Consider the following 21,562-nt stretch of genomic DNA (forward strand, 5'->3'; position numbering starts at 1 on the left):
ACAACCTGGTAACTTATGCATCCCGGTTATTGTTGTAGGCGCAATAGACTTTTGACATTGCGGTCATTTTTATCCTGCTACAGGCCGCTATACTGGGCGCGATAGTCAGATGCGAAAACTTTTCACCACCGTCTAATGCTGCTTCACGACCGGAGTCCGTATGAACCGTGTAAACATCCAGAAAATCCAACCCGCTGCCTATAAGGCTTTACTTGAACTTGAGGGCTACCTGGCCGACTCCAGGTTGCCGGCGTTATTGAGGGAGTTGATTCGGCTGCGCGCCTCACAAATCAATGGCTGTAGTCTCTGTCAAGGTATGCATACTGAAGGCGCCAAGAAACTTGGCGCAACAGATGAGCAACTGGTCGCGCTACCCCATTGGCGGTCAACCGACTTGTTTGACGAAAAAGAAAAAGCCGTACTGGCTGTTACCGAGGCGGTCACTTTAATCGCCGATGAAGGTTTGCCCGACCCACTGTATAGGGAAGTAAGGAAATTTTTAAAGGCAGAGGAAATTGCGCAGTTGATTGTGCTGATTGCCACCATCAACGCCTGGAACCGCATTGGCGTTGCAACCGCAGCCTGATGTGTGGTGGCGGTGACGCCGGAGTACTAAGCGTTATCGCCGTTTGTGGAAGCAGGCTATTGTAGCTAACCTTAAAAAGAGATTTACAAGGTATGAAATTAGTCGCATTGATCATGTTTGCACTATTCGGTCTCCGGTCACACTATGCCACCGCCCACGATGTCAATCATGGCGTGGAGCGAAAAATACTCAGTTCCTCTGCCCTGCAAAATATACCTGGGCACTCGCTGACCGCGGTGACTGTGGAATTGCAGCCGGGGATTTCCGTGCCGGCTCATAAGCATGAGGGGTTTGTGTTTGCCTATGTTATTAGCGGCGAGGTAAAGTCACAACTTAACCAGGAGGCAGCGAAGGTTTATCGTGCCGGTCAGAGTTGGATAGAAAAACCTGGCGACCAGCACAGTATCACAATGAATATCAGCAATACCGAGAACGCAAAACTGCTGGCGGTATTTGTTGCGCCAACAGGTGCTGCGCTGACCACGCCTACCTCTGCCGACCGGTAATCGAGAAGTTTGTAATCGCACCTCTCTCAGGGGCGATGCCGTTTTGCCGCATCAACACGCCGATATCGCTGATGTGCTTGCATTCACGTTGAAGTGCCGGTCCTTTTGCGCCAGACTATGCCGACCGGATAAACCGTCGGGGTTTATCCGGAACCGGCCGATATGGGGCTGTTCACTCTCGAACTGAACACCGGGCCAGGAGTTGGACCATGATGTTGGAACAAAACAAACAGGGGCGGGGTAGACGGCCATATGGGGCAAGGTAAAACAAGGTATTGGCGCGATATCCGGCCGGGCGAAACCTTCGAGACGGCGGCGATTACCCTCAGCACCGAGGATATTCTCGAGTTCGCCGCCGACTTCGATCCACAGCCTTACCATCTTGATAACGGCGCCGCCGCCGCTTCCATTTTCGGCGGCTTGTGTGCCAGCGGCTGGCATGTGTGCGCAGTGATGATGCGTTTGCTCACCGATACGTTCGTCGCGGCACGGATCGATCTACTGGGGTCTTCGGGGGTGGGTGCGCTGCGCTGGCGCAAGCCCGTGTTCGCCGGCGATGCGCTGTCTTCGACGATTACCGTGAGCGAGTGCCTGGCGCCGGTGGACAAGTCCGAATTTGGCCGGATCGTTTGTGCAGTCGACGTCAGCAATCAACAGGGCGATTCGGTGATCACCCTGACCACCACGCTGCTGATCGGCGGCGGTTCCCGGGAGGCAGGCAGCGATGGATAAAACACCGTTTATTCGCAGCCGCTGGTTTGAAGATATACCGGTAGGCGAATTTCACGTGTTCGGCAGCTACACCTTCAGCGAAAAAGAGATCGTCGAGTTCGGCAAGAAGTATGCGCCACAGGTTTACCACACCGACCCGGACGCCGCCCTGGATACGGTGTATCGCGGTTTGATTGCCTCCGGCTGGCATATCTGCGCGGTGTGGATGCGGATGATGGTCGACTATATGGAGCGCTTTGCCACCGGCGTCCAGGACGGACGCAGAAACGGTGCCGGTGTCGGTTTCGAAAACCTGGAGTGGCTGAAGCCGGTACGTCCGGGCCATACCCTGACGTTTACTTACGAGATTATCGACAAGCCCGATAAAGTCATTCGCGAGAAATGGGGCGTCATCCGCAGTCGCAATGAAGCGTTCAACCAATACGGCGATCTGGTCTTCAGCTTCGTGATCGATATTCTGGCGGAGCGCGCGCCCGACGTTTGAGCGCCGGTTTTACAAGACCACTTCAATCAGTCGCGGTCCCCTGGCTGCCATGGCCGCTTCGAATTGTGCCTGAAACTCTTCGGTGGTGGTGGCCCGGCTTGCGCTGACGCCCATGCCCGCGGCAATCTGCGTCCATTCGATACGGGGGTTGTCCAACTCCAGCATGGATTTGGCGCGTGCTCCCGGCTGCTCAACCCCGACACGCAGTAATTCCAGATTCAAGATAGCGTAGCTGCTGTTGTTATAGAGAACGACGCAGACATCCAGGTTTTCCCGCGCCATGGTCCACAGCGCCTGGTTCGTATACATGGCGCTGCCGTCGGCCTGGAGATTGATTACCTTGCGGTCCGGGCAGGCGATGGCGGCGCCGAGCGCCGCCGGCAGTCCCTGGCCGATGGCGCCTCCGGTCAGTGTCAACCAGTCGTGGGGCGCGGCGCCGTCGAAGTAGCCAAACGAAAACGCGCCGGCGGTATTGGCTTCATCTGAGACGATAGCCTGTGCCGGCAACAGGTTGGCGATAACGGCACCGACGGTCTCGGCGGTCAGCGGGCCTGTGGGAATATCCGGCAGCGCCGGTTCATCGATCGCCGGCGGCGCCGGCGCCTGCAGGTGTTCGGCCAGGGCTTCGAGCGCGGCGATCTGGTCCTGGTGCGGATCGGCCAGTTGTAGCAGGTTGCAGTTTGGCGGCCACAGCGTGCCCGGCTTGTCCGGGTAGGCGAAGAACGAGACCGGTGCCTTGGCGCCCACCATCACCATATGGGTGAAAGTGCCGAGCATATCGGCGGCCATTTCGCCGAAGTAGGGCAGGCGCTCGATCTTGGGCCGACCGACACCCCGTTGCAGCCGCGCGGGGAAGACCTCGCTGATCAGGCGCGTGCCGGTTGCCGCGGCGATGCGACTGGCGGCTTTGAGACCGCGTTCGCGCAGGGCCATACCGCCGAGAAACAGGCAGCCCGGCTCGCCGCTGCGCAATAAGTCGGCGGCGGCGGCAATACGCTCCTGCGGTATCCCGGGCCGCGGCGCCACGGCCAGTGGTGCCGCGACCTCACCGCCTTCGGTCCAGGCGTGGTCGGCGGGCACGATCAGGTTGGCCTGGCGTCCGGCCATGGCGGCCGCTACCGCTGCCACGCCGTCGGCGGCCATAGATTCGGCCGAGGCGCAGATTTTTACCCAATCGCTGGTGAGGGCCGCGTAGCCCGGCACATCGGAGGTCAGGGGCGCATCCAGGGGCAGGTGGTAGGTGGCGTGATCGCCGATGATATTGACGATGGGTGTGAAGGCGCGCCCGGCATTGTGGAGGTTGGCCATACCGTTGGCAAAGCCGGGCCCCAGGTGCAACAGCGTGGCGGCGGGCTTGTCTGCCATGCGCCCGTAACCGTCGGCCGCGCCGGTGACAACACCTTCAAACAGGCCCAGGATCGGCCGCATACCGGGTATCTTGTCGATCGCCGCCACCAGTTGCATTTCGGAGGTACCGGGGTTGGCAAAGCAGACTTCGACGCCGGCATCGATCAGGGATTGCAGCAGAGATTCAGCACCATTCATGTTAACGCCCTTGTATCAGGTCGGTTTTACACCGCTAGCGGGATGTTAAGGTATTGCCGATAGTAAAGAAATCCTTCCCTGAGTGTCTGTCACTTGGACGACAACCAAGTACAATGAGGCGTTGTCCTAGAGTGACCCTTTCCTGGGCCGGCATGGTGCGAGGTGAGGCCCTGCGCGGCGTAGGGTCAAACCATGGTAGGATGCGGGGTCTGGCCCGAATGGCACCTGAAGCGAGTGTCATTAGGTTGCCCAGTCGGTGAAAATGCCGGCGTCGATCCGCTGAGGTTTTTGCCGCTGAGTTCGTCATGTCGAGTTGACGACCAAACACAATAACAAGGCCCAAATATGTTGGACACCATCCTGGATTTTTTAAATAACGCCCTGATCGCCATTCTCATACCCATGGGCCTGCTGTTTACCGTCGTTTCCCGGGGGTTGCAGTTCCGCTACTTCAAACGCATGTTTCTGGTGATTCGCCAGGCGTTTCATCACGAGGGCAATCACCTGAGTTCATTCCAGGCCCTGACGCTCAGCGTCGCCGGCCGGGTCGGGGCCGGCAATATCGCCGGGGTGGCGGTGGCTATTACCCTGGGCGGTCCCGGGGCGGTATTCTGGTTCTGGATCGTCGGCCTGGTGGGTATGGCCACCAGCTTTTTTGAGTGTTCCCTGGCTCAGTTGTTTAAAAACGCCGAGCCCGACGGCACTTATCGCGGCGGACCCGCCTATTATATCCAGCGAGGCCTGGGCCAGAAATGGCTGGCGGCAATCTTTTCAATTTTACTATTGGTGACATTCGGGTTTGGGTTCAATGCGGTGCAGTCCTACACCGTGGCCACCTCGCTGCACGATGCTTTCGGCATACCGACGCTGGTCACCGGTATCTGCCTGGCCGGGGCACTGGGACTGGTGATTTTCGGCGGTATCAAACGGATTGCGGAGTTGGCGGAATATGTGGTGCCGGTTATGGCGCTGGGCTATTTCATTGTGGCGCTGGTGGTGATTGCCATTAACATTACCGAAATTCCGGCAGTGTTGGCGCTGATTGTCAAAAGCGCTTTTGGTCTGGATGCCGCCTTCGGCGGTGGTATGGGTGCGGCGTTACTGTGGGGGATAAAGCGCGGCCTGTTTTCCAACGAGGCGGGTTTGGGCAGCGCGCCCAATGTTGCCGCCGTCGCCCATGTGCCGCACCCGGCTAATCAGGGGGTGGTGCAGGCGTTTAGTGTTTTTGTCGACACCATCGTACTGTGCACCTGCACCGCGGCTATTATCCTGTTGTCGGATGTTTACCAGCCCGGCGGTGAAATCGGCGGCGTGGTATTGACACAAAATGCACTGGCCGAACACGTGGGCCAGTGGGGCGGCGGCTTTGTTACCATCGCCCTGCTGTTATTTTCCTTCACGTCGATTATGTACAACTACTACCTGGGGGAGAACAGCCTGAATTTCTTTAGCGAGGAGAATAAAACGCTGTTTACGGTGTTTCGGGTTATGACGCTGGTGCTGGTGCTCTGGGGGACTATGCAAAACCTGAGTTCGGTATTTTCCTTCGCCGACTTCACCATGGCTATGTTGGCGATCGTCAATCTCACGGCTTTGATGCTGTTGTTTAAAGTGGGCCTGCGGGTGATAAAGGATTTTGACGAGCAGCTACAACGGGGAGAAAAGTGGCCTAAATTCGATCCGAAAAAGTTTAGCGATCTCAATATTGATCACGATGCCTGGCGCGACAATGGGGCTAAGTAGTGCCGCTATTGTAACCGGCGGCTGGTAATAATATAGGATTTTTGGTCGCTATGAGAGCGCAGGGGTTGTGTGCTCGATACATCCGGTATGGTAGTATACCGAGCTTTAATTTTACCTGTGAGCTTCTTTTCTGTTGTTTAAAAAGTGATGAAAAGAAAGTTGAAGGCAAGCATGAAGAACCAACTGAGGGATAAGCCTGCTGAGACCGTGCACGGCAGGGATGCCGTGCGCGAGCCCCCAGGGATGGGTTTACGGCGAGTCTCAGCAGGCTTATCCCTCAGTTGGTTCGCCACGATCTTCAACAGAATTACGACTCAATAATCATTGCTTGTGGATAACTGGATGTATAGAACTCAGTAAAAACCGAGCTGCCGCCCGGAGCAATTCGCCGGTTGCAGTAGTTTGTTGGACGCCGGGTTCAGTAGCCCTGTAACTACAGAACCAGCATGTACTGCGGATTACTTAAAATAATAATTCTTCTATATAGGGAAGTGACATGACACAGCCCACTCTTATCATCGATATGCACACCCACCTGTTCAATGCCAGGTACGTTCCTTTAAAAGAAATATTTGTTTCAAAGAAAGTACCGAAAGCCCTGGCCGGTAAATTGGCGAAACTGGTTTTGCTGCTAACGGGACAGTCCAAGCTGCGGATTAACGTCCCGCAACCCCTGAGTGACGAAGTATCATTTGACTCGCTGCTAAAAAGCAATATGAATTTATCTCAGGAGCACGACCACCAGGTGACGGCGCTGGCGGGCACTATTGAAGACCTGGTGATGACCCAACTCTACCTGGAAATGCAGGGAGTTGAAGACGACTTCGAGGCTGCCATGGCCGTCGAAGACTGTGAGCTCTATCGACTGCTGTGCGAGTTGGATCGGGAGTTTGGCGATCCCGAATCAGCCGCGGCTCTCGATTTACAGGGCCCGGCGGGATTTGTGTCGATCAGTTTCGCCAATAAGCCGTTTTCCGGTGTCACGGATAAAGGACTTTTCAGCGGCCTGAGGAAAATGTTGAAACGGATGTTGAAGAAGGTGATCAGGTTTGTCGACGCCGGTGGCGATTTCCTGGATTTTGCGCTGACCATGATGCGAGGCGAAAAGAAGCTGCTGCGCCGCTTGGAGGGTTATTATAAAGCCACCCAGAGCAAATTCCTGTTAGTGCACTATATGATGGATATGGCGCACCCCTTCGAAGGCGATGTGCACTTTCCTTTCTACAACAAGCAGCTTGAAAAAATGACGGCACTGGAGAAGCACTCCGACGGCAGCCTGCTCGGTTTTGCCGCCTTTGACCCGATACGCTGTGTCGATCGGCAACTTTCCGAACCGGGCATTATCGATCTTCTCGAAACGGCTTTGCGTTATGGCAAGGTGGGTTTCAAATTTTACCCGCCGATGGGCTATCGAGCCGCGAATAACGAGGACAGTCCGGGACTGGAGTACGCGGTCGATGTGTTTTTTGATTACTGTGTCGCTAACCGCGTGCCGGTGTTTACCCATTGTACACCGGAAGGTTTTGAACAGACGCCCGGTAAAACCGGACCCAACAGCCATCCCAAATACTGGGAGGCGGCGCTGCAAAAGCCCGGTAGAGACGAACTTATCCTGTGCTTCGGACATGCCGGCGGCGGCAAACGCACGCTCGGCAACCGCACCGTGATGGGGTGGCTCTCCGGCACTGATGAACAGCAGTGGAACGACCAAGACAATTATGCCCGCTGGGTGGTCAGGCTGTGCCGGCAGTATAAAAATGTTTACTGTGAGATAGCCTATATGCACGAAATCATCGGCCACGGCGGCAGCAGCGACGCTTTTAAACAGCGGCTGATTGCCGAGTACCAGCGGGGTGTCGACGCTGAGCACCCCTATCCGTTTGCCGAGAAAATCATGTATGGTTCTGACTGGCATATGCCGAGTATGGTCAATGACATCGACGATTACCTGAGGGATGTCGTCAATATTTTTACCGCACCGGAGTTGGCACCGCACCGGGAAGCCTTTTTCTCGGGTAATGCCCTGCGATACCTGGATATTGACAATTATCTCGCGCGGGTAGCGGATATATTCGGTGCGACGTATATCGATGGTGTCAGGGCCAGGATCGGTTAGTTACGCCGAATCGATTTATCCTCGACTGTCCGATCAACCGACCGGACCTGCTCCGACGCCGTTGCCAGTAGTGATCTAAAGTTTGCAGAAGTTGGTAACCGTTTCGCGTGACCGAATGAGGTACTGAAAGATTTGCCCGGTGGTCCGTAGTGTCGTGGGGGCGTCATCCGTATCCGTTGACAGGCTTTCGGCGATATCCCGGGCGGCGGTCCAGGCGGCCAGAAGATGTGCACCGCTCCAGTCCAAGCGTAAATTCGGTAGCGGCAGTCGGCTCGTGTGCCGGGAATTTATACTCCCGTCAATGTTCCAGTCGTCCGGTAAGATCCCGAGCTGCGATAACAAAAGTCGCAGCCAGTCAGTTCCCGGCGATACCGGTGCCAGATTGGCGCCGAGGGCTTTCGCGGCTGCAGTCGCGGTGTTCAGGAATAACTGTTGGCAGGTCTCGGTGTCAGTCGGCATGGCGAGATTGAGATCCGATAACCCGAAACCGGGCAGATCGATAGCGGCGCTGGCTGTGGCTGCGTCACTCGCTGCGCCCCGGTTTATAAACGGTGAGCGCAGTGTCATCCGGCCGTTAAACTGTGCGGGCATTTCGATGTAAACCGACGTTGTCGAGAGTTTGAGATAGCGGCGCCGGGCGCATTGGCGCGAGGTCAGCTCGGCAGCCGTGACAGTAGCCAATCGGTTGTTGGCCAACGGCTGCCGCATTAGCCTGGCGATATCCTGCAATCCCTGCAATACGGTGCCTGCCACCGGCAGTCGCTGCATGTGAGCAACCAACAGGTCATCGTGCCGGCCGAATAAGGTAAACGGTATATCTGCAAGTTCACTCAGCACGCCGGCCATCGGGTAGAGAATAGCGGCGCGGTAAGCGGTGGGATAGTCGTCTCCTGCCGCCAGGAAACCCATTGCCGTTCGGTGTACGAATTCCAGATCGCGCCTGACAGCGGTAAGCCGTGTTTGGGGCCGGCGGTCATAAAACGGAAAATAAGTTTGCTGATCCAACACCCGGGTCCATACCGCGTTGAGATGGGAACCGTCGCGCTCCGGCACTATGGGTGTCAGGTAGTGGGTCAACATTGACTGCTGTTCCGGTGCGGTAAAAGCCGGCGGAGCATCGAGGAACAGGTGTTTGACTCGCGCGGGGTGGTGGCGGCCAAACTCCGCGGCTATGGCGGCGCCGGTGTGAATACCGTATAAATAAACCTGCTCCAGTTGCAGGCGGTCCAATAGTTGCCTCAAGGCACCGACAAAATCCTCAATTGTCGCTGTCCCGGGAGACGCGACAATCGGGTCTGAGTCACCGTAGCCGGGGGTATCCAGCGCGATGCAGCAATAGTGTGATGAAAGCTGCTCCAGCAGCGGCAGTACCGACAATGAAGAGCGCGGGCATTCGTGTAGCAGTATCAACGGCGGTCCGCTGCCTGCGTAGCGTATGTGCAGGTGGCCGCAGGTGAAGGGGATAAATGCCCGTGTTGGCTGAGTTTGCGCCATGGCCTAAGCGTCCTCTTTGGTGGTGAGGCCCAATATACCGGGCGCCAGTGTGTTGCCCGGGTCGACCCCGCGTTTGAGCTGCCGGATTAAGCGGCGGGTGACGGGGTTCAACCTGCTCAGATACTCATAGCTGCGTCCCAGTTGTACGTGCTGGGCGCCGAGACTGTCCATCAATGCCACCAGATCTTTTCTGGCTTCCCATATCTCAGTGTCCGATACGGGATGGTTTGCCGGTGGGGACTTTTGTTCGGCCTGCGGGCAGTGTTTGAGATGCAGCGGGTACAGCTCGCCGTCCCAAAGGAACATAGGCTCGATAAGCACATGATGGCGACCGGCGTTTATCAGCAGCATATGACACTCGACACGCTCAGGCCCCAGGCGGCGACGGATATCGTCCAGCGCTTTTAGCAGTGTGGCGCCCAGCTTCCGGCGTGCCGCCAGGGGAAATATGCCGTGTGCGGGCAACCAGCGCTCGTAGCGCCGACCCAGCATGCCGCGAACCGAATAAGGCCGGGTGTTCAAGACCTCTGCGACGCTGGTGGTGAGCCGGCGAAAACCGCGGCTGGCAGCAGTGTCGGCGGCGCGTCTCTCCAGGGCATTGGCCTCTTGCCGGCAATGGCTTTCGCAGATCACATGTACACCCCAGGTGCCCGACAGTGCTGTATCGCGCCACTGCAGCAGGGTGCGAAACATCTGCCCGGCACTTTGGACAGTTTGCAGCGGGTTCGATTTGCCAAGCAATACCCTGGCGCCGGTGCGCAGTTGCTGCCAGAAGCCCTGAGTCTGCAGGTTCTTGCTGCGTCCGGGATCAAAACAATAGGCCCGGTAGTTTCCCGGTAGCGGAGCCAGTGCCTCCAGTAGCGACAGATACTCATCGGGCGCGTTTACTGCGCAGGCAAAAAATCGCCGGTGCAGCGGCTGCGGTTCGAGTTTGATCCACGCCCGGCCCAGTATGCCCAGCGCTCCGCAGTCGCCGATAAACAAGCCGGTCAGATCGGGACCCTGGCCACGCCAGGCGCTACAGGACAGGGCGTCTGTCGCCAGGGAACCGGTGTGAAACACGGTGCCGTCGGCGGCTATGATCTCCAATGCCAGAACCGCATGCATATCTGCGGGCAATCCCTGCCGTATCGCGCCGCCGATGGTCGATACCGAACCTGAAAAAGGCGCGCTCAGGGCGGGGCGCATACCGCTGCCGTGCAGAAAGTCATCCAGTTGCTGCCAGGTTGCCCCGGCCTCGACGACAACGATATCCGTGGTCTGGTGCGCGTAGTCGATGCCGTTCAGGAGCGAGACGTCGAGTATCACCGAAGTGGCATTTTGAGGCAGGTAACCGCCGCTGTAGGACAGGCCGCCGGCGCGCACCTCGATACTCAACTCACTGCCCCCGGCGCAGGTTACCAGTGGACCTATCTCGTCACAACGTCGCGGTTGCAATACCGCCAGCGGCCTGTGCGCCGCCTGGAAAAACACATCGTGGTCATACAGAGCCAATAGTGCCGGGTCGGTATTTATCCGCCTGTGTAACCCGACTTCCTGCAAGGCTTGCTGTAGTGTTTGCAGCTGTTGCTTTGTGGCCTCCGGCATAGTCCCTGTCAGTTCCTCAACTGCGCTTTCTCAATTCGCGCCGCAACAGTTTACCGGTGGCATTGCGTGGCAGGGTGTCGATAAACTCTACGGTGCGCGGTACTTTGAACCCGGCCAAGTGATTGCCGCAGTAGTCGGTGATCTCCTGTTCTTTATGTGATGCAGCCGTAGGGTGTCGTACGACAAAGGCCTTGATTGCCTCGCCCCACTTGGCGTCGCTCACTCCCACCACGGCTGCTTCCTTCACCCATTCGATGGATTCAATCGTCGCCTCGATCTGCCTGGGGTAAATATTGATGCCGCCGGAGATGATCATGTCTTTCTTGCGGTCGATGATATAGATATAGCCCTCGTCATCCCGCACGGCGACATCGCCCACGGTAATCCAGCCGTGCGCATCGAGAGTGTCCTGCGTTTCTCCGGGGCGCTGCCAATAGCCACTGAAACCGGTGAGGTTGCGTGAAAACAGTTCGCCGGGTTCACCGGCTTTTACGGGCTCGCCGGCGTCGTTGCGCAGTTCCACTTCTGTGCCCTGAAAAGGCAGACCCACACAGTTGATTTTTGCCAGTTGTTTGTCGGGGCGCAGGTTGGTGACGATACCGCCCTCGGTGGAGCCATAAGTTTCATGCAGCAGCCCGTCACCGAAGTAGGCAATAATCTTCTCCTTCAGCGACTGGGGCAAGGCTGAGGCGTTGGAAATAATAGCTGTGAGCGCATGTCCGCGAAGACGTCCGAGGGTTGCCTGCGGCAGTGAAAAGATTGCTTCGAAGTGAGTCGGCACCAGGAAAATCCCGTCGTGGACCCGGCGTTTGAGAACCTCCAGCACCTGCTGTGCATCGAAGCGCTGCATGATCTCGACACTACCGCCGAAAAACAGCGGTGCAAAGGCGAAGGCGAAACCGGCTCCGTGGCACAAGGGGGCGATCGCCAGAAAGTGGCAGGTGCTGTTAAAGCAGCCGTATTCCACCGCCATGGCAAAAAAGGTGAGGGCCCGGGCGCGGTGCGGGAGCATGACTCCCTTCGGTGTGCCGGTGGTGCCGGATGTGTAGGGGATTGAGAAGGTGTCGAGTTCATCGCGCGCGAGCTGTGCCGGCTCACTAGCCTGTCGATTGATCGTCGCCTGGTAATCGGCGTCGATCACTACTACCTCCCGTAGAGAAGGGCAGGCTTCCCGATCCAACAGTGTTGTGCAATCCGGATGTATAAACAAAACCCGGGCCTGGCAGTCATTGAGTATCTGGCTTATTTCCCGGCGATTGAGCCGATAGTTGACGGTCGCCACCGCGATACCGGCGTCGCCGAGGCCGGCGACAATCTCGATGTATTCCAGGCAGTTGGGCGCTAAAATTGCGGCCCGGTTGCCCGGCTTTATTGCCATGTCGCGCACCAGGTGCACGACCCGGTTCACCCGGTTGATCAGTTGCCGGTAGCTGAGCCGGCGCTCGGAGTCTGTCAGTGCTATCTTATCCGGTGTTCGCATGGCGGCAGTGCGCAGACCACTGGTGAGGGTCAACGGCATCATGTCAAAGTCTCCCTTTCATCGATCAAATTCACTAGCTGCTCGACGTAGCCATGGTTAAAGGTTAAAGGTTAAAAACCTGTTGTGCGTTAACGCGCATTACCCGCTCGTAGGCCTCGGGTTTGAGGCGGTGCGCGCGCATCTCCTGCACCGCTCGCTGTGGATGAATCACCGGCCAGTCGGTGCCGAACAGGACTTTGGACTGACCGTAGCTGTTCATATAGTGAACCAGGTTTGGCGGCAGGTGTTTGGGCGCGTAGGCATCGATACCGACATAGACGTTTTTATGCTTCCAGGCCATGGCGATCATTTCATCTGTCCAGGGCACACCGATATGAATGCCGATTAACTTCAGCGTCGGGAAGTCAATCGCAACCTGGTCCAGCAATATGGGCCTGGCGACAGACGGTAGCCGGACGTCCCGCTGGTAAATCAGGTTTTGACCGACCTGCATCATCAGGGGAATATCCAGTTCGCAACAGCGGGCGTAGTAGGGGTAGTAGAGCGCCTGGTCGGGCGCCAGTTTAAACCAGTGGGGATACAGGTGAGCGCCGACAAACCCCAGTTCCCGAACGGCGTGGTCCAGCTCCCTGAGGCCGTCGATGCCGCGATAGGGGTCGATGCCCGCGAGGCCGGAAAAACGGTCGGGGTGTTGCCGGCACCACTGTGCAACCTGCTGATAAGGAATTTCGAACGAGCCCCGCATCGCGCGATCGCCGGCCCTGACGGCGATCAACAGCGACCGTTCAATACCTGCCGCGTCCATGATATGCAGGTATTGCTCCATGGTAACGCCCTTGCGCATGGCCGGTGGCATACGCACCTGTTCCATAAATTCTCCGTCAAAGCCGGTCTGGCCGTTTTGCACCTCCTGAGGTGAAAACAGATTGACCACAATGTCGATGGCGTTATTCATAAAAGGGCTCCTTTAGGCATTTCTCGCTGCCGTGCTGCGAGGCTGGCGCGGAAGGGTGTCTTGCAGGCAAACAAAAAGTAAATGCCGAGCGGCGCGCTGATTAAACAGGTTATGGCCATGGAATAGGGCAGTGCGGACTCATCGCCGAATACACCGTCGGTGAGCAGGGCGACGAGTGTGGCGCCCATGCCGATACCGATAAAATTCAGGCAAAATAGATACAGCGCCGAGGCCTGGGCCCGCAACTGCGGCGGCGCCGCCATTTGCATTGCCGCAGCGGCGGCGGCGTAGGGAAAGGCGGACCAGAAGAAAAACAGCGCCAGCAATATTGCCTTGAGCCCTGGGGTCGCCACCAGCGGCATGGCGATCCCGACCGGCAACAGCCAGCATCCCGCCAGCAGACCCGTGCGGATGGGGGCATCGGGCACCTGCCTGCGTGTCAGCCGGTCAGTGTGCCAGCCACCGGCAACAATGCCGAGGCTGCCGAAAACCATTATCGCAATGCCGATCTGCAGCCCCGCTTCGGCGGTGGTGTAGCCCATCTGGCGTATCAGCAGGCTTGGTGCCCAGGCGAGAAAGGCGTTGAAGAGGAGGCCCAGGGCCGCAAAACCCATAAAATGATTCAGGAAGGTACCGCGTTCGCGTTTGACCAACGAAAACACGGCGGCCAGGGGGAGTCCGGCAGCTGGACCACCGCCCAGTCGTTTCGGTTCGCGCAACGTCATGACCAGGACGGCAACCAGCAATCCGGGCGCACCCACCACGATAAATACCAGTTGCCAGGGTTTTAGACTGCCGACCAAAGGCAGTTGCACGGTGTCTGCCGTAAAGGCGATACCGATCAGGTAACCGCCAATCAAAAAAGCCAGGCCGGCGCCGATATAGACGCCCATGCTGTAGATGCCCAGTGCCCGTCCCAGCATCTGCCTTGGAAACAGATCGCAGATCATTGAGTATGCTGCCGGTGACAGGGCTGCCTCGCCCACCCCGACTCCCACTCGCGCGAGAAACAAATGCCAGAAGCGTCCAGCCAGTCCGCACAGGCAGGTGGCCAGAGACCAGGCGGCCACACCGATGGCGATAATCCGTTTTCTGGAGTAGTTGTCGGCCAGTCGGGCAATGGGTATGCCGAGCAGCGTGTAAAAGATCGCGAAAGCAAACCCGTGCAGCAGGCTGACTTCAGTATCGCTCAAATTCAGGTCGGCTTTGAGCGGCTCGACCAACAGCGACACTATGGTGCGATCGATAAAGGAAAAAGTATAGGCGATAAACAGGACGCTTAAGGCATACCAGGATGCGGGGGAAGCCGTTTGGGTGCCGGCATCCTCAGATGCTGTCGTCTCAGTGTTGGAATACTTCAAGTCGGACCCTCAAAAAAAAGCCGACCGGCGTGTGCGGATCGGCCCAAGCCGGGCTAGAGTCGGGCACTCAGAGCCAATTCGTAAAAACGCGGTGCGCCGGGGTAAACCATGACAAAACCTGACGCCGGAAAACTCAGGATACTGTCGAAGTACTCCTTGTCAAAGCAGTTGCGGCAGTTAACTGATACGGTGTATTTGCCGCCGCCGAAGCGGTAGCCGAGCGAGGCGTTGATCAGGGCAAAACCGCCGGTTTCGGCGAAGGGTCCGTTTTGCGGGTTGGTGTAGTAGTCGTCTGTATAGAAGGCATCGGCATTGATCAACAGGTCGCCACCGCGCAGTGGGTAGTCGACGGAAAAGCCCACTTTAGCTTGTAGTGCCGGGGCACGTTGTAACTCTTCGCCCAGTTGTGCGTCCACGGCGGGAGTCAGGTCCTCGTACTGTGTTTCCAGAATGCCCAGGTTGGCAAAAACGTCCAGCCAGGCGGTGGCGCGATAGGTCAGTTCGCTCTCCAGGCCGATAATTTCGGCATCGGCGGTGGCAACCAGAAACGTGTTGTCCGCGCCGGGAACCGAATTGAACAGGTCGGAGTAATCGGTCATGAAGGCGGCCAGATTCCATACCATTTTGCCGCCGAACAGGGTCGCCTTGGTGCCGGCCTCGAGGGAATCGACAATCTCCGCCGGGAAGTTCAGAAATTGGGCGGCATTATTGACCCGCGCCTGCCAGCCACCGCTGCGAAAACCGCGGGTGTAGGACACGTAGGCATTGAGGTTATCGTTGAAGACATAGTCCAGTCCCAGCTTCGGCGTAAATTCATCGAAATCGGGGTTGAGATCGACGCCCTGTTCCTCCAGTGTGGCGTCGTTGAAGCCCTGGGCCCCGTTGATGATCTGGTTGGTTTCAATCGATTTCTCATCAACGGTGTAGCGCCCGCCGATGATTGCTGTCAGATTGCCGGTAAGCCCGTAATCCACCTGTGCGTAAAGCGCGTAGCTCTCGGTGGTAACGTCGTAGAAACGGTCGGATATCAGTACCGGCTGTCGCGGTCCGTCGCGCGGCGGTGCGAAGTCGTCCTGTAAAAATACATCGCTCTGCTCGTAAAAAAAGTAGGTGCCCGCCGTTATATTGGTGCGCTCGTTGACTTGTCCGGAGAACTTGAACTCCTGGGAATATTGGGTGGACTCCGTATCCGTGCTCAACTGAAAAATAGGCACCGGCTGATCAGATATATCGAGATTGTATTTCTGGCTGGTTTTCCGCGAGCCCGTTATCGCTGCGAAGTTCCAGGTGTTGTTAATGCTCCAGTCGAAGCTGATACTGGCGCCGTAGGTTTCGGCCGTATTGTCGATATCTTCGCCGCTGAGTACTCTGAACAGATCGTCGGTCGACGGGCGGCTGACGTTGCCGATATCCGATCCGTACAGGCCGTTTTGCCTGTCGCGGCTCCAGTCTGCACTAAAGGTAATATCTGCGGCATCGGAAAAGACATAGCGCAGGGCACCGCGGGCACCCTGATAGTCCAGGTCGTTGACTTCTTTATTGAGCGTGACGTTTTTGGTATAGCCGTCTCCCTGCTCGGTCAGGACTGCGCCCCTGAAGAACAGACGATCCTCGAGCAATGCCGTGTTGCCGGCTACTTTGATGCGGTAGCGATCGAAGTTTCGGTAGGCGGCGTCGAGGTTTAACTCAGTCTCCGCCGACGGCTGCTTGTTGATAATTTTGACGGCGCCGCCGGTGGCGTTGCGCCCGTAAAGCGTGCCTTGGGGGCCGCGCAGAACTTCGATGCGCTCTATATCGAACAGATTGAAATTATTGACACCCTGACGTGCCACGTAAACGTCATCGACATAGACCGCGACAGTGGTGTCCACCGTCGCCAGCGACTCGGTGGTACCCACGCCACGCAAAAAGAAAGTGGTTGCTGTCTGCTGGCCGACGTTACTGTTGCCGGTCAGGTTGGGGACATTGAAGACAACCTGCTTGGCGTCGACAATCTGGCGGCGCTCGATGTTGTCTGCCGATAACGCGGTAACGGCGATAGGCACACTTTGCAGGCTCTGTTCGCGCCTCTGTGCAGTGACGGTGATTTCTTCGAGTACCGCACTGCGCTCGGCGTTCGCTGCAATGGCGGCTGGCAGGTTTGCGCCATTGGTGACGGCCACTATTGCGATGGTGAGTTTGAGTCCCGCTTTTTTATTGTTCCCCCGGCTACCCATGGCACTACCCTCTCGCTGCACATTTTTTTCATTTGTCTCACTTCTTTAACGATAGTGATCGACACTTGCAAAAGTCAACAAAATGCCAGATATTGGTAAGGTCTAACCATATAATTGAAAATCATGCGATGAAAGATGATGCGAATATCTCTATAAAAAGGCTTTTTCAGATCCTTGAGTTATTTCAACGGGAGCGCCGCCCGCTCACCGCTTCGACGATTCAGCAATTGGTGGACTGTCCCAGATCCAGTTTAAATCTACTGCTCAAGAGCCTGATCAATCTCGATTACCTGACGTTACACCGCAAGAGCAACGCTTATTTTCCCAGTGTGCGCCTGGAAGAACTGACCGCTTGGATTTTGCCTTCGATCCTGCAGGATCACTGCATTGGCGAGTCTCTGGAGCGACTAAAAAACCGGACCGGTGAGACAGTGGTATTAAGTATGCGTTCCGATATGGAAATGGAGGTGATCAGGGTGGCGACCAGTACGCAGGCGATCGCCCTGCGCATGGCCTGTGGTTCGCGCATTCCGATCTGGTCCACTGCAGTGGGGTGCGCGATGCTGGCCTCGCTGGCCGGCGGTGAATTGAAACGTTTATACTTTCGCGCCCGGCAATCGCCCAAGCGCAGCCTGAATGAGATACGCGCAGAGACCAAGCTGATTCAGGAGCGCGGCTTCGCCGTGTCCTATGGTGCTGTGCTGGAAGGGGTTGGCGCACTTGCGGCGGCTCTGCCTGTTACGTTTTCGGGGCGCGAGCTGGTGATCAGTGTCGGCGGTCCTTCGGAGCGTATCGCTAAAAAAGAACAGCAGTTGGGCGCTATCCTGTGCGCTCATGTGACGGAGATTGCCACGCGTATCAACTGATATGGCAGACTCCTGCGGCGAGGATGCGCCTGATCCACCTCAGCGGCGGCGGTCGAAGTGATTCACCGAATAAACAGATTGCGGGTCCACTGCCTGGCGCAGGGCAAACACATTGCCGTCAGGGTCCTGCGCATAAACCTGCCAGAAATCGTCCAGGTAAACCGGCTCGCCGGTGAAAGCCACGCCCAGTTTTTTTAAGCGCCGGTATTCTTCCTGGATATTTCCCACTTCAATAGAGAAAGAATAACCCAGGTCGGTGATGTCTCTTCGGCCTTTAAGTGCCGGCGTAGCGGGTTTTTTGTACTGCCAGAACTCCATCACTTTGGATGTGTCATTCATGCGAAACCAACCTCCCCGCAACGCCACCTGGTCGATCGCGGTAATTTGATCCAGCTTGGGGTTGGCATCGTAGTCGCCGGCGCGATAGGGCGCAAAGCCGAGCACTTTTTGGTAAAAGGCCATCAGCCTTTCAATATCGTGGGTGGCCAGTCCAACCTGGGACATCCACATGGGATGATTTTGCACTACCCAGGTGGAATCGTAGCCCGATTGCGCCAGTGCCTTTTCTTCCAACTGCTCAACTTCGATCATATTTCCTTCGGGATCGTAAGCGTAGGCGTAAGTGACGCCGTAGCCACCGATATCAACGGGCCGATCGCCGCGGCTCAACAAGCGGGCGCCCGCTTTGACGAACTTCTCGTAGCCGGATTCCGCTGCCGGCGACTGAAAGCAGGTGTGGGTCATACCGGGGCCCTGCACCGGCATGGTCGACAGGGTCGTCCCGGCGTTGTGTTTGAACGCCGTTAACTCAAGCAACATATTCGGCGCTTTCAATACCGCTATCTCGTAGGCGATATTGTCCCTGCCGTAGAGCTTATCCGCCGCCCGGTTGCCGCTGATGCGTTCCCGTTTAACCAACTCGAATCCGGTGGCCTGCTGATAAAATGCCAGTGTCTTGTCCAGGTCCCGCACCGACAGGCCGATATGATTGATTCCAAGGACGCTGGTGGAAGCATCTCTGATGCTCGCCTTGGGATCGACCTCCAGGGCATCCGCACCCAGGGTCACCAGGGCGGACAGCCCCAGTGTTCTCAATAGCCTGTTCAGTGGCATGGCAGGCTCCTTGGGCGAGGTGGGATTGGGTTTAATGAAGCTGGGCTCAATAAATTCACGGCTGGACTTTTTACCTTTCAAACTGCTCTCTATCGAGCGCTAACCGGGTCAGGTGAGGTGTGTTACGGGTGAGAATACTAACATTATTGACGAATTGTTCAATAGAGGCTGTTGGTTGTCCTCGATAATCCCGGCGCAGGGCGCCTGGGGTGGCCCGTTACAAGGCAAGTGCCGGCCTAGTCGGAGACCGCCGGTTTGAGCCCGCAGCCTTTCAGGATAATGTTGCTCAGCGTGCGGCTGATATGTTCGATATCCTCTGCCTCGTACTCGGCCTGATTCAACAGCGTCAAGACCTGGGCATCGAAGTCGGCGTAGTGCTGGGTGGAAGACCAGATCAGGAAGATCAGGTGGGTGGGGTCGACGCGGTTCATTTTACCTTGCGCCATCCAACTGTCGATCACGCGGGTGCGTTCGCGCAGCCACTGGCGCAGATCGCTACGAATATAGTCTTTCAGGCGCGGTGCGCCTTGAATGATTTCCATGGCGAAGATTTTGGAGGCGCGCGGATGGGTATAGGAGAGCTCGACTTTTTTGCGGATAAGGGCTTCCAGCACCAGAGCCGGGTCATCGTCCTCGCTCATCTCATCGAGCAGGGAATTCCACAGATCGATAATGTTTTCCAATACCGCGTTATAAAGTGTGAGCTTGTTTTGGAAGTAATAGTGAATATTGGCTTTAGGCAGCCCGGCGCGGTCGGCAATGGCCTGGATGCTGGCTCCTTTAAAACCGTGCAGCACGAATTCGTGTTCAGCGGCGGCGAGAATCTGCTCGACATTGCGCTCGCGAATTTTCCCGGTCCGGTATTTTTTGCTGGGTTCTGTCACTGCTGGAGTTCGCTCATGGGTGCAGAAATCTCGTGCTTTTGCCTCCGGTATTGAAATGTACGCTGTCGCGCCGTATTTGGCCAGTGAAAACTAAACGCTTGCGGTGAGTGCCTGCTTTAGCGGGCTGAGATATCAGTGGCAGTCGATTCGGTCCGCCTCAATGTGTCTGTCCTTTTTACTTGTTCATAAACATCTGGTTTGTCCATAAACATCGATAAACCCGCGTTGGGAATGGCTCTCGCTTCAGGCGCCTGGTGCTTAAGCGAAGATGTACTAATTGACCGGCCTGCCTCTGGCTGGGGCTTTCAGAAACACGTCGTGAACCCATCCCTGGGGACTCGCCTAAAGCGCCTACTCTTGGTCACGACAGCATCCCTGCTGTCGAGAGTTTCTGAAAGCCCCAGCCAGAGGCAGGCCTACCCGCAGTATTCTTAATCAAGACCGATAGGACCAGGGTTGAGATCGAGAAATTGGCCCAAATCTTCTTAAGCACCAGGAGTAGGCGCCTGAAGCGAGCGTCATTACCCGCGTTGGTATTTTTTCGCCAGGATTCACTTCAAATCGAATACATACCGCAATACAAAGATCGCCGCCAGAAAGTAAGTAATCGGCGTTACCTCCTTATACTTACCGGTGCCCAGCATTATACCCACGTAAACAATAAATCCCAGCGCGATGCCCTCGCTGATACTGAACGTCAGGGGCATGGCCAGCAGCGCCACCACGGCGGTGGCCAGTGCCGCCAGGTCATCGAAGTCGATCTGGCGCAGGGAGTCCATCATCATAATGCCGACCATAATCAAGGCGGGCGTGGTGGCCATTAACGGAATGGCTTTCATCAACGGCGTCAGAAACAGGGCCAGCAGAAAACAAATGGCCACCACCACAGAGGTGAGACCGGTTCTGCCGCCGGTACTGACCCCTGCCGCGGATTCCACATAGGAGGTAACCGGCGAGGTGCCGAGTGCCGCTCCCACCACACTGGCGCTGGCATCGGCGGTCAGCGCGGCGCCGATTTTCGGCAGTTTGCCCTGGGCATCGAGCAACTGCGCGCGGCGCGACACACCGAGCAGGGTGCCGATGGTGTCAAACATATTGACGAACACCAGTGCAAAGAGCAGGTCCCAGGTCTGGGCCAGGTGAGTGATGGGGTACATCAAATCCATCGCCAGCCAGGTATTGCCGATACCGTCGGGCAGGCCCACCAGGGCTTGCGGGTGTTTGGTCAGGTAGCCGCCGCCCTCGACCGGAATAAACGCGCCGATCAGCGTCAATAAAATAATCGACAACAGGATAGCGCCGTTCACCCGTTTTAGCACCAGCACGATGGTCAGGATAAGACCGAACAACGCCAGCAGGGTGGGGGGCTTGGAGAGATCGCCGATGGTTACGAAGGTGACCGGGTGATCGACAATCAGGCCGGCGTTATTGAGGCCGATAAAGGCGATAAACAGGCCGATACCGCACTGCACGCCGATTTTAAGCGCCGGTGGTATGGCGTTGGCCACCTTGGTGCGGATACCGGTCACCGACATCAGTAGAAACAGAATGCCGTTCCAGAACACGATGCCGAGCGCCGCCTCCCAGGGAATCTCCCGGCTCAGGCAGATGGTAAACGCAAAAAAGGCATTGAGCCCCATACCCGGCGCCAGGGCGATGGGATAGTTGGTCATTAATGCCATCATCAGCGTGCCGGCGCAGGCGGCCAGGGCCGTCACCGTAATCAGGCCCTCCACCGGCATGCCGCTGGCCGAAAGAATGCTTGGATTGACCACCAATACATAGGACATGGCGGCGAAGGTGGTCAGGCCCGCCACAATTTCCGTGCGCAGGGTGGTGGCATGTGCCTGCAGCTTGAAAAATTTTTCCAGCATGGGAATCGCTCTGCTCGATT

General features: G+C 56.9%; 17 protein-coding genes. 7 read left to right on the plus strand and 10 right to left on the minus strand.

The window, feature by feature from the left end:
- Nucleotides 1-160: 160 nt before the first annotated feature.
- The 4 genes from FKG94_RS01120 (at nt 161) to FKG94_RS01135 (ending at nt 2,308) form a co-directional block, all read left to right on the plus strand.
- Nucleotides 161-586 carry a carboxymuconolactone decarboxylase family protein gene (locus tag FKG94_RS01120; RefSeq protein ID WP_142902337.1) on the plus strand — a complete coding sequence of 142 codons (426 nt, stop codon included), beginning with the start codon at nt 161-163 and terminating at the stop codon, nt 584-586.
- A 92-nt stretch (nt 587-678) separates the two neighbouring features.
- Entirely contained in the window at nt 679-1,092 is a 414-nt protein-coding gene (locus FKG94_RS01125; RefSeq protein ID WP_142902338.1) for a cupin domain-containing protein, read from the plus strand.
- 252 nt (nt 1,093-1,344) lie between these two features.
- Nucleotides 1,345-1,824 (plus strand): MaoC/PaaZ C-terminal domain-containing protein, encoded by a 480-nt coding sequence (locus FKG94_RS01130; RefSeq protein WP_142902339.1) that lies wholly within the window; start codon nt 1,345-1,347, stop codon nt 1,822-1,824.
- On the plus strand, nt 1,817-2,308 hold the full coding sequence (locus FKG94_RS01135) for a MaoC/PaaZ C-terminal domain-containing protein (RefSeq protein ID WP_142902340.1): 492 nt from the start codon (nt 1,817-1,819) through the stop codon (nt 2,306-2,308). The genes FKG94_RS01130 and FKG94_RS01135 overlap by 8 nt, the downstream gene beginning before the upstream one ends.
- 9 nt (nt 2,309-2,317) lie before the next feature.
- Here FKG94_RS01135 and FKG94_RS01140 read toward each other — a convergent pair whose 3' ends face one another.
- Nucleotides 2,318-3,853, minus strand: a complete 1,536-nt coding sequence (locus FKG94_RS01140) for an acetolactate synthase large subunit (protein ID WP_142902341.1) — start codon at nt 3,851-3,853, stop codon at nt 2,318-2,320.
- Between the two features lie 345 nt (nt 3,854-4,198).
- Here FKG94_RS01140 and FKG94_RS01145 point away from each other — a divergent pair, with 345 nt between their 5' ends.
- Both FKG94_RS01145 and FKG94_RS01150 read left to right on the plus strand, forming a co-directional pair.
- Nucleotides 4,199-5,596 carry an alanine/glycine:cation symporter family protein gene (locus FKG94_RS01145; RefSeq protein ID WP_142902342.1) on the plus strand — a complete coding sequence of 466 codons (1,398 nt, stop codon included), beginning with the start codon at nt 4,199-4,201 and terminating at the stop codon, nt 5,594-5,596.
- Between the two features lie 496 nt (nt 5,597-6,092).
- A complete protein-coding gene (locus FKG94_RS01150) occupies nt 6,093-7,712 on the plus strand; it encodes an amidohydrolase family protein (RefSeq protein ID WP_142902343.1) in 1,620 nt (539 codons plus the stop codon).
- Between the two features lie 75 nt (nt 7,713-7,787).
- On the opposite strand, the gene FKG94_RS01155 is transcribed toward FKG94_RS01150, so the two are convergent.
- The 6 genes from FKG94_RS01155 to FKG94_RS01180 form a co-directional block, all read right to left on the minus strand.
- A complete protein-coding gene (locus FKG94_RS01155) occupies nt 7,788-9,206 on the minus strand; it encodes an alpha/beta fold hydrolase (protein ID WP_142902344.1) in 1,419 nt (472 codons plus the stop codon).
- A 3-nt stretch (nt 9,207-9,209) separates the two neighbouring features.
- Entirely contained in the window at nt 9,210-10,793 is a 1,584-nt protein-coding gene (locus FKG94_RS01160; protein WP_142902345.1) for an FAD-binding oxidoreductase, read from the minus strand.
- Nucleotides 10,794-10,809: 16 nt separating this feature from the next.
- Nucleotides 10,810-12,315, minus strand: coding sequence for a class I adenylate-forming enzyme family protein (locus tag FKG94_RS01165; protein ID WP_142902346.1), 1,506 nt, complete (start codon nt 12,313-12,315; stop codon nt 10,810-10,812).
- Nucleotides 12,316-12,376: 61 nt separating this feature from the next.
- On the minus strand, nt 12,377-13,228 hold the full coding sequence (locus FKG94_RS01170; RefSeq protein WP_142902347.1) for an amidohydrolase family protein: 852 nt from the start codon (nt 13,226-13,228) through the stop codon (nt 12,377-12,379).
- Nucleotides 13,225-14,589: a spinster family MFS transporter gene (locus FKG94_RS01175; protein WP_142902348.1), complete on the minus strand. Its 1,365-nt coding sequence runs from the start codon at nt 14,587-14,589 to the stop codon at nt 13,225-13,227. Before FKG94_RS01175 ends, FKG94_RS01170 begins: the two co-directional genes overlap by 4 nt.
- Before the next feature lie 53 nt (nt 14,590-14,642).
- Nucleotides 14,643-16,805, minus strand: coding sequence for a TonB-dependent receptor (locus tag FKG94_RS01180; RefSeq protein ID WP_142902349.1), 2,163 nt, complete (start codon nt 16,803-16,805; stop codon nt 14,643-14,645).
- Between the two features lie 128 nt (nt 16,806-16,933).
- Here FKG94_RS01180 and FKG94_RS01185 point away from each other — a divergent pair, with 128 nt between their 5' ends.
- Nucleotides 16,934-17,671, plus strand: a complete 738-nt coding sequence (locus tag FKG94_RS01185) for an IclR family transcriptional regulator (protein ID WP_142902350.1) — start codon at nt 16,934-16,936, stop codon at nt 17,669-17,671.
- Nucleotides 17,672-17,710: 39 nt separating this feature from the next.
- Here the strand turns inward: FKG94_RS01185 and FKG94_RS01190 are convergent, their stop codons facing one another.
- The 3 genes from FKG94_RS01190 to FKG94_RS01200 form a co-directional block, all read right to left on the minus strand.
- Nucleotides 17,711-18,865 carry a VOC family protein gene (locus tag FKG94_RS01190; RefSeq protein WP_142902351.1) on the minus strand — a complete coding sequence of 385 codons (1,155 nt, stop codon included), beginning with the start codon at nt 18,863-18,865 and terminating at the stop codon, nt 17,711-17,713.
- A 155-nt stretch (nt 18,866-19,020) separates the two neighbouring features.
- Nucleotides 19,021-19,668, minus strand: coding sequence for a TetR/AcrR family transcriptional regulator (locus tag FKG94_RS01195; RefSeq protein ID WP_142902352.1), 648 nt, complete (start codon nt 19,666-19,668; stop codon nt 19,021-19,023).
- 551 nt (nt 19,669-20,219) lie between these two features.
- Nucleotides 20,220-21,542, minus strand: a complete 1,323-nt coding sequence (locus tag FKG94_RS01200) for an NCS2 family permease (protein WP_142902353.1) — start codon at nt 21,540-21,542, stop codon at nt 20,220-20,222.
- Nucleotides 21,543-21,562: the final 20 nt, after the last annotated feature.

The organism is Exilibacterium tricleocarpae (genome assembly GCF_007004655.1).
GTDB classification, from domain to species: Bacteria; Pseudomonadota; Gammaproteobacteria; order Pseudomonadales; family Cellvibrionaceae; genus Exilibacterium; species Exilibacterium tricleocarpae.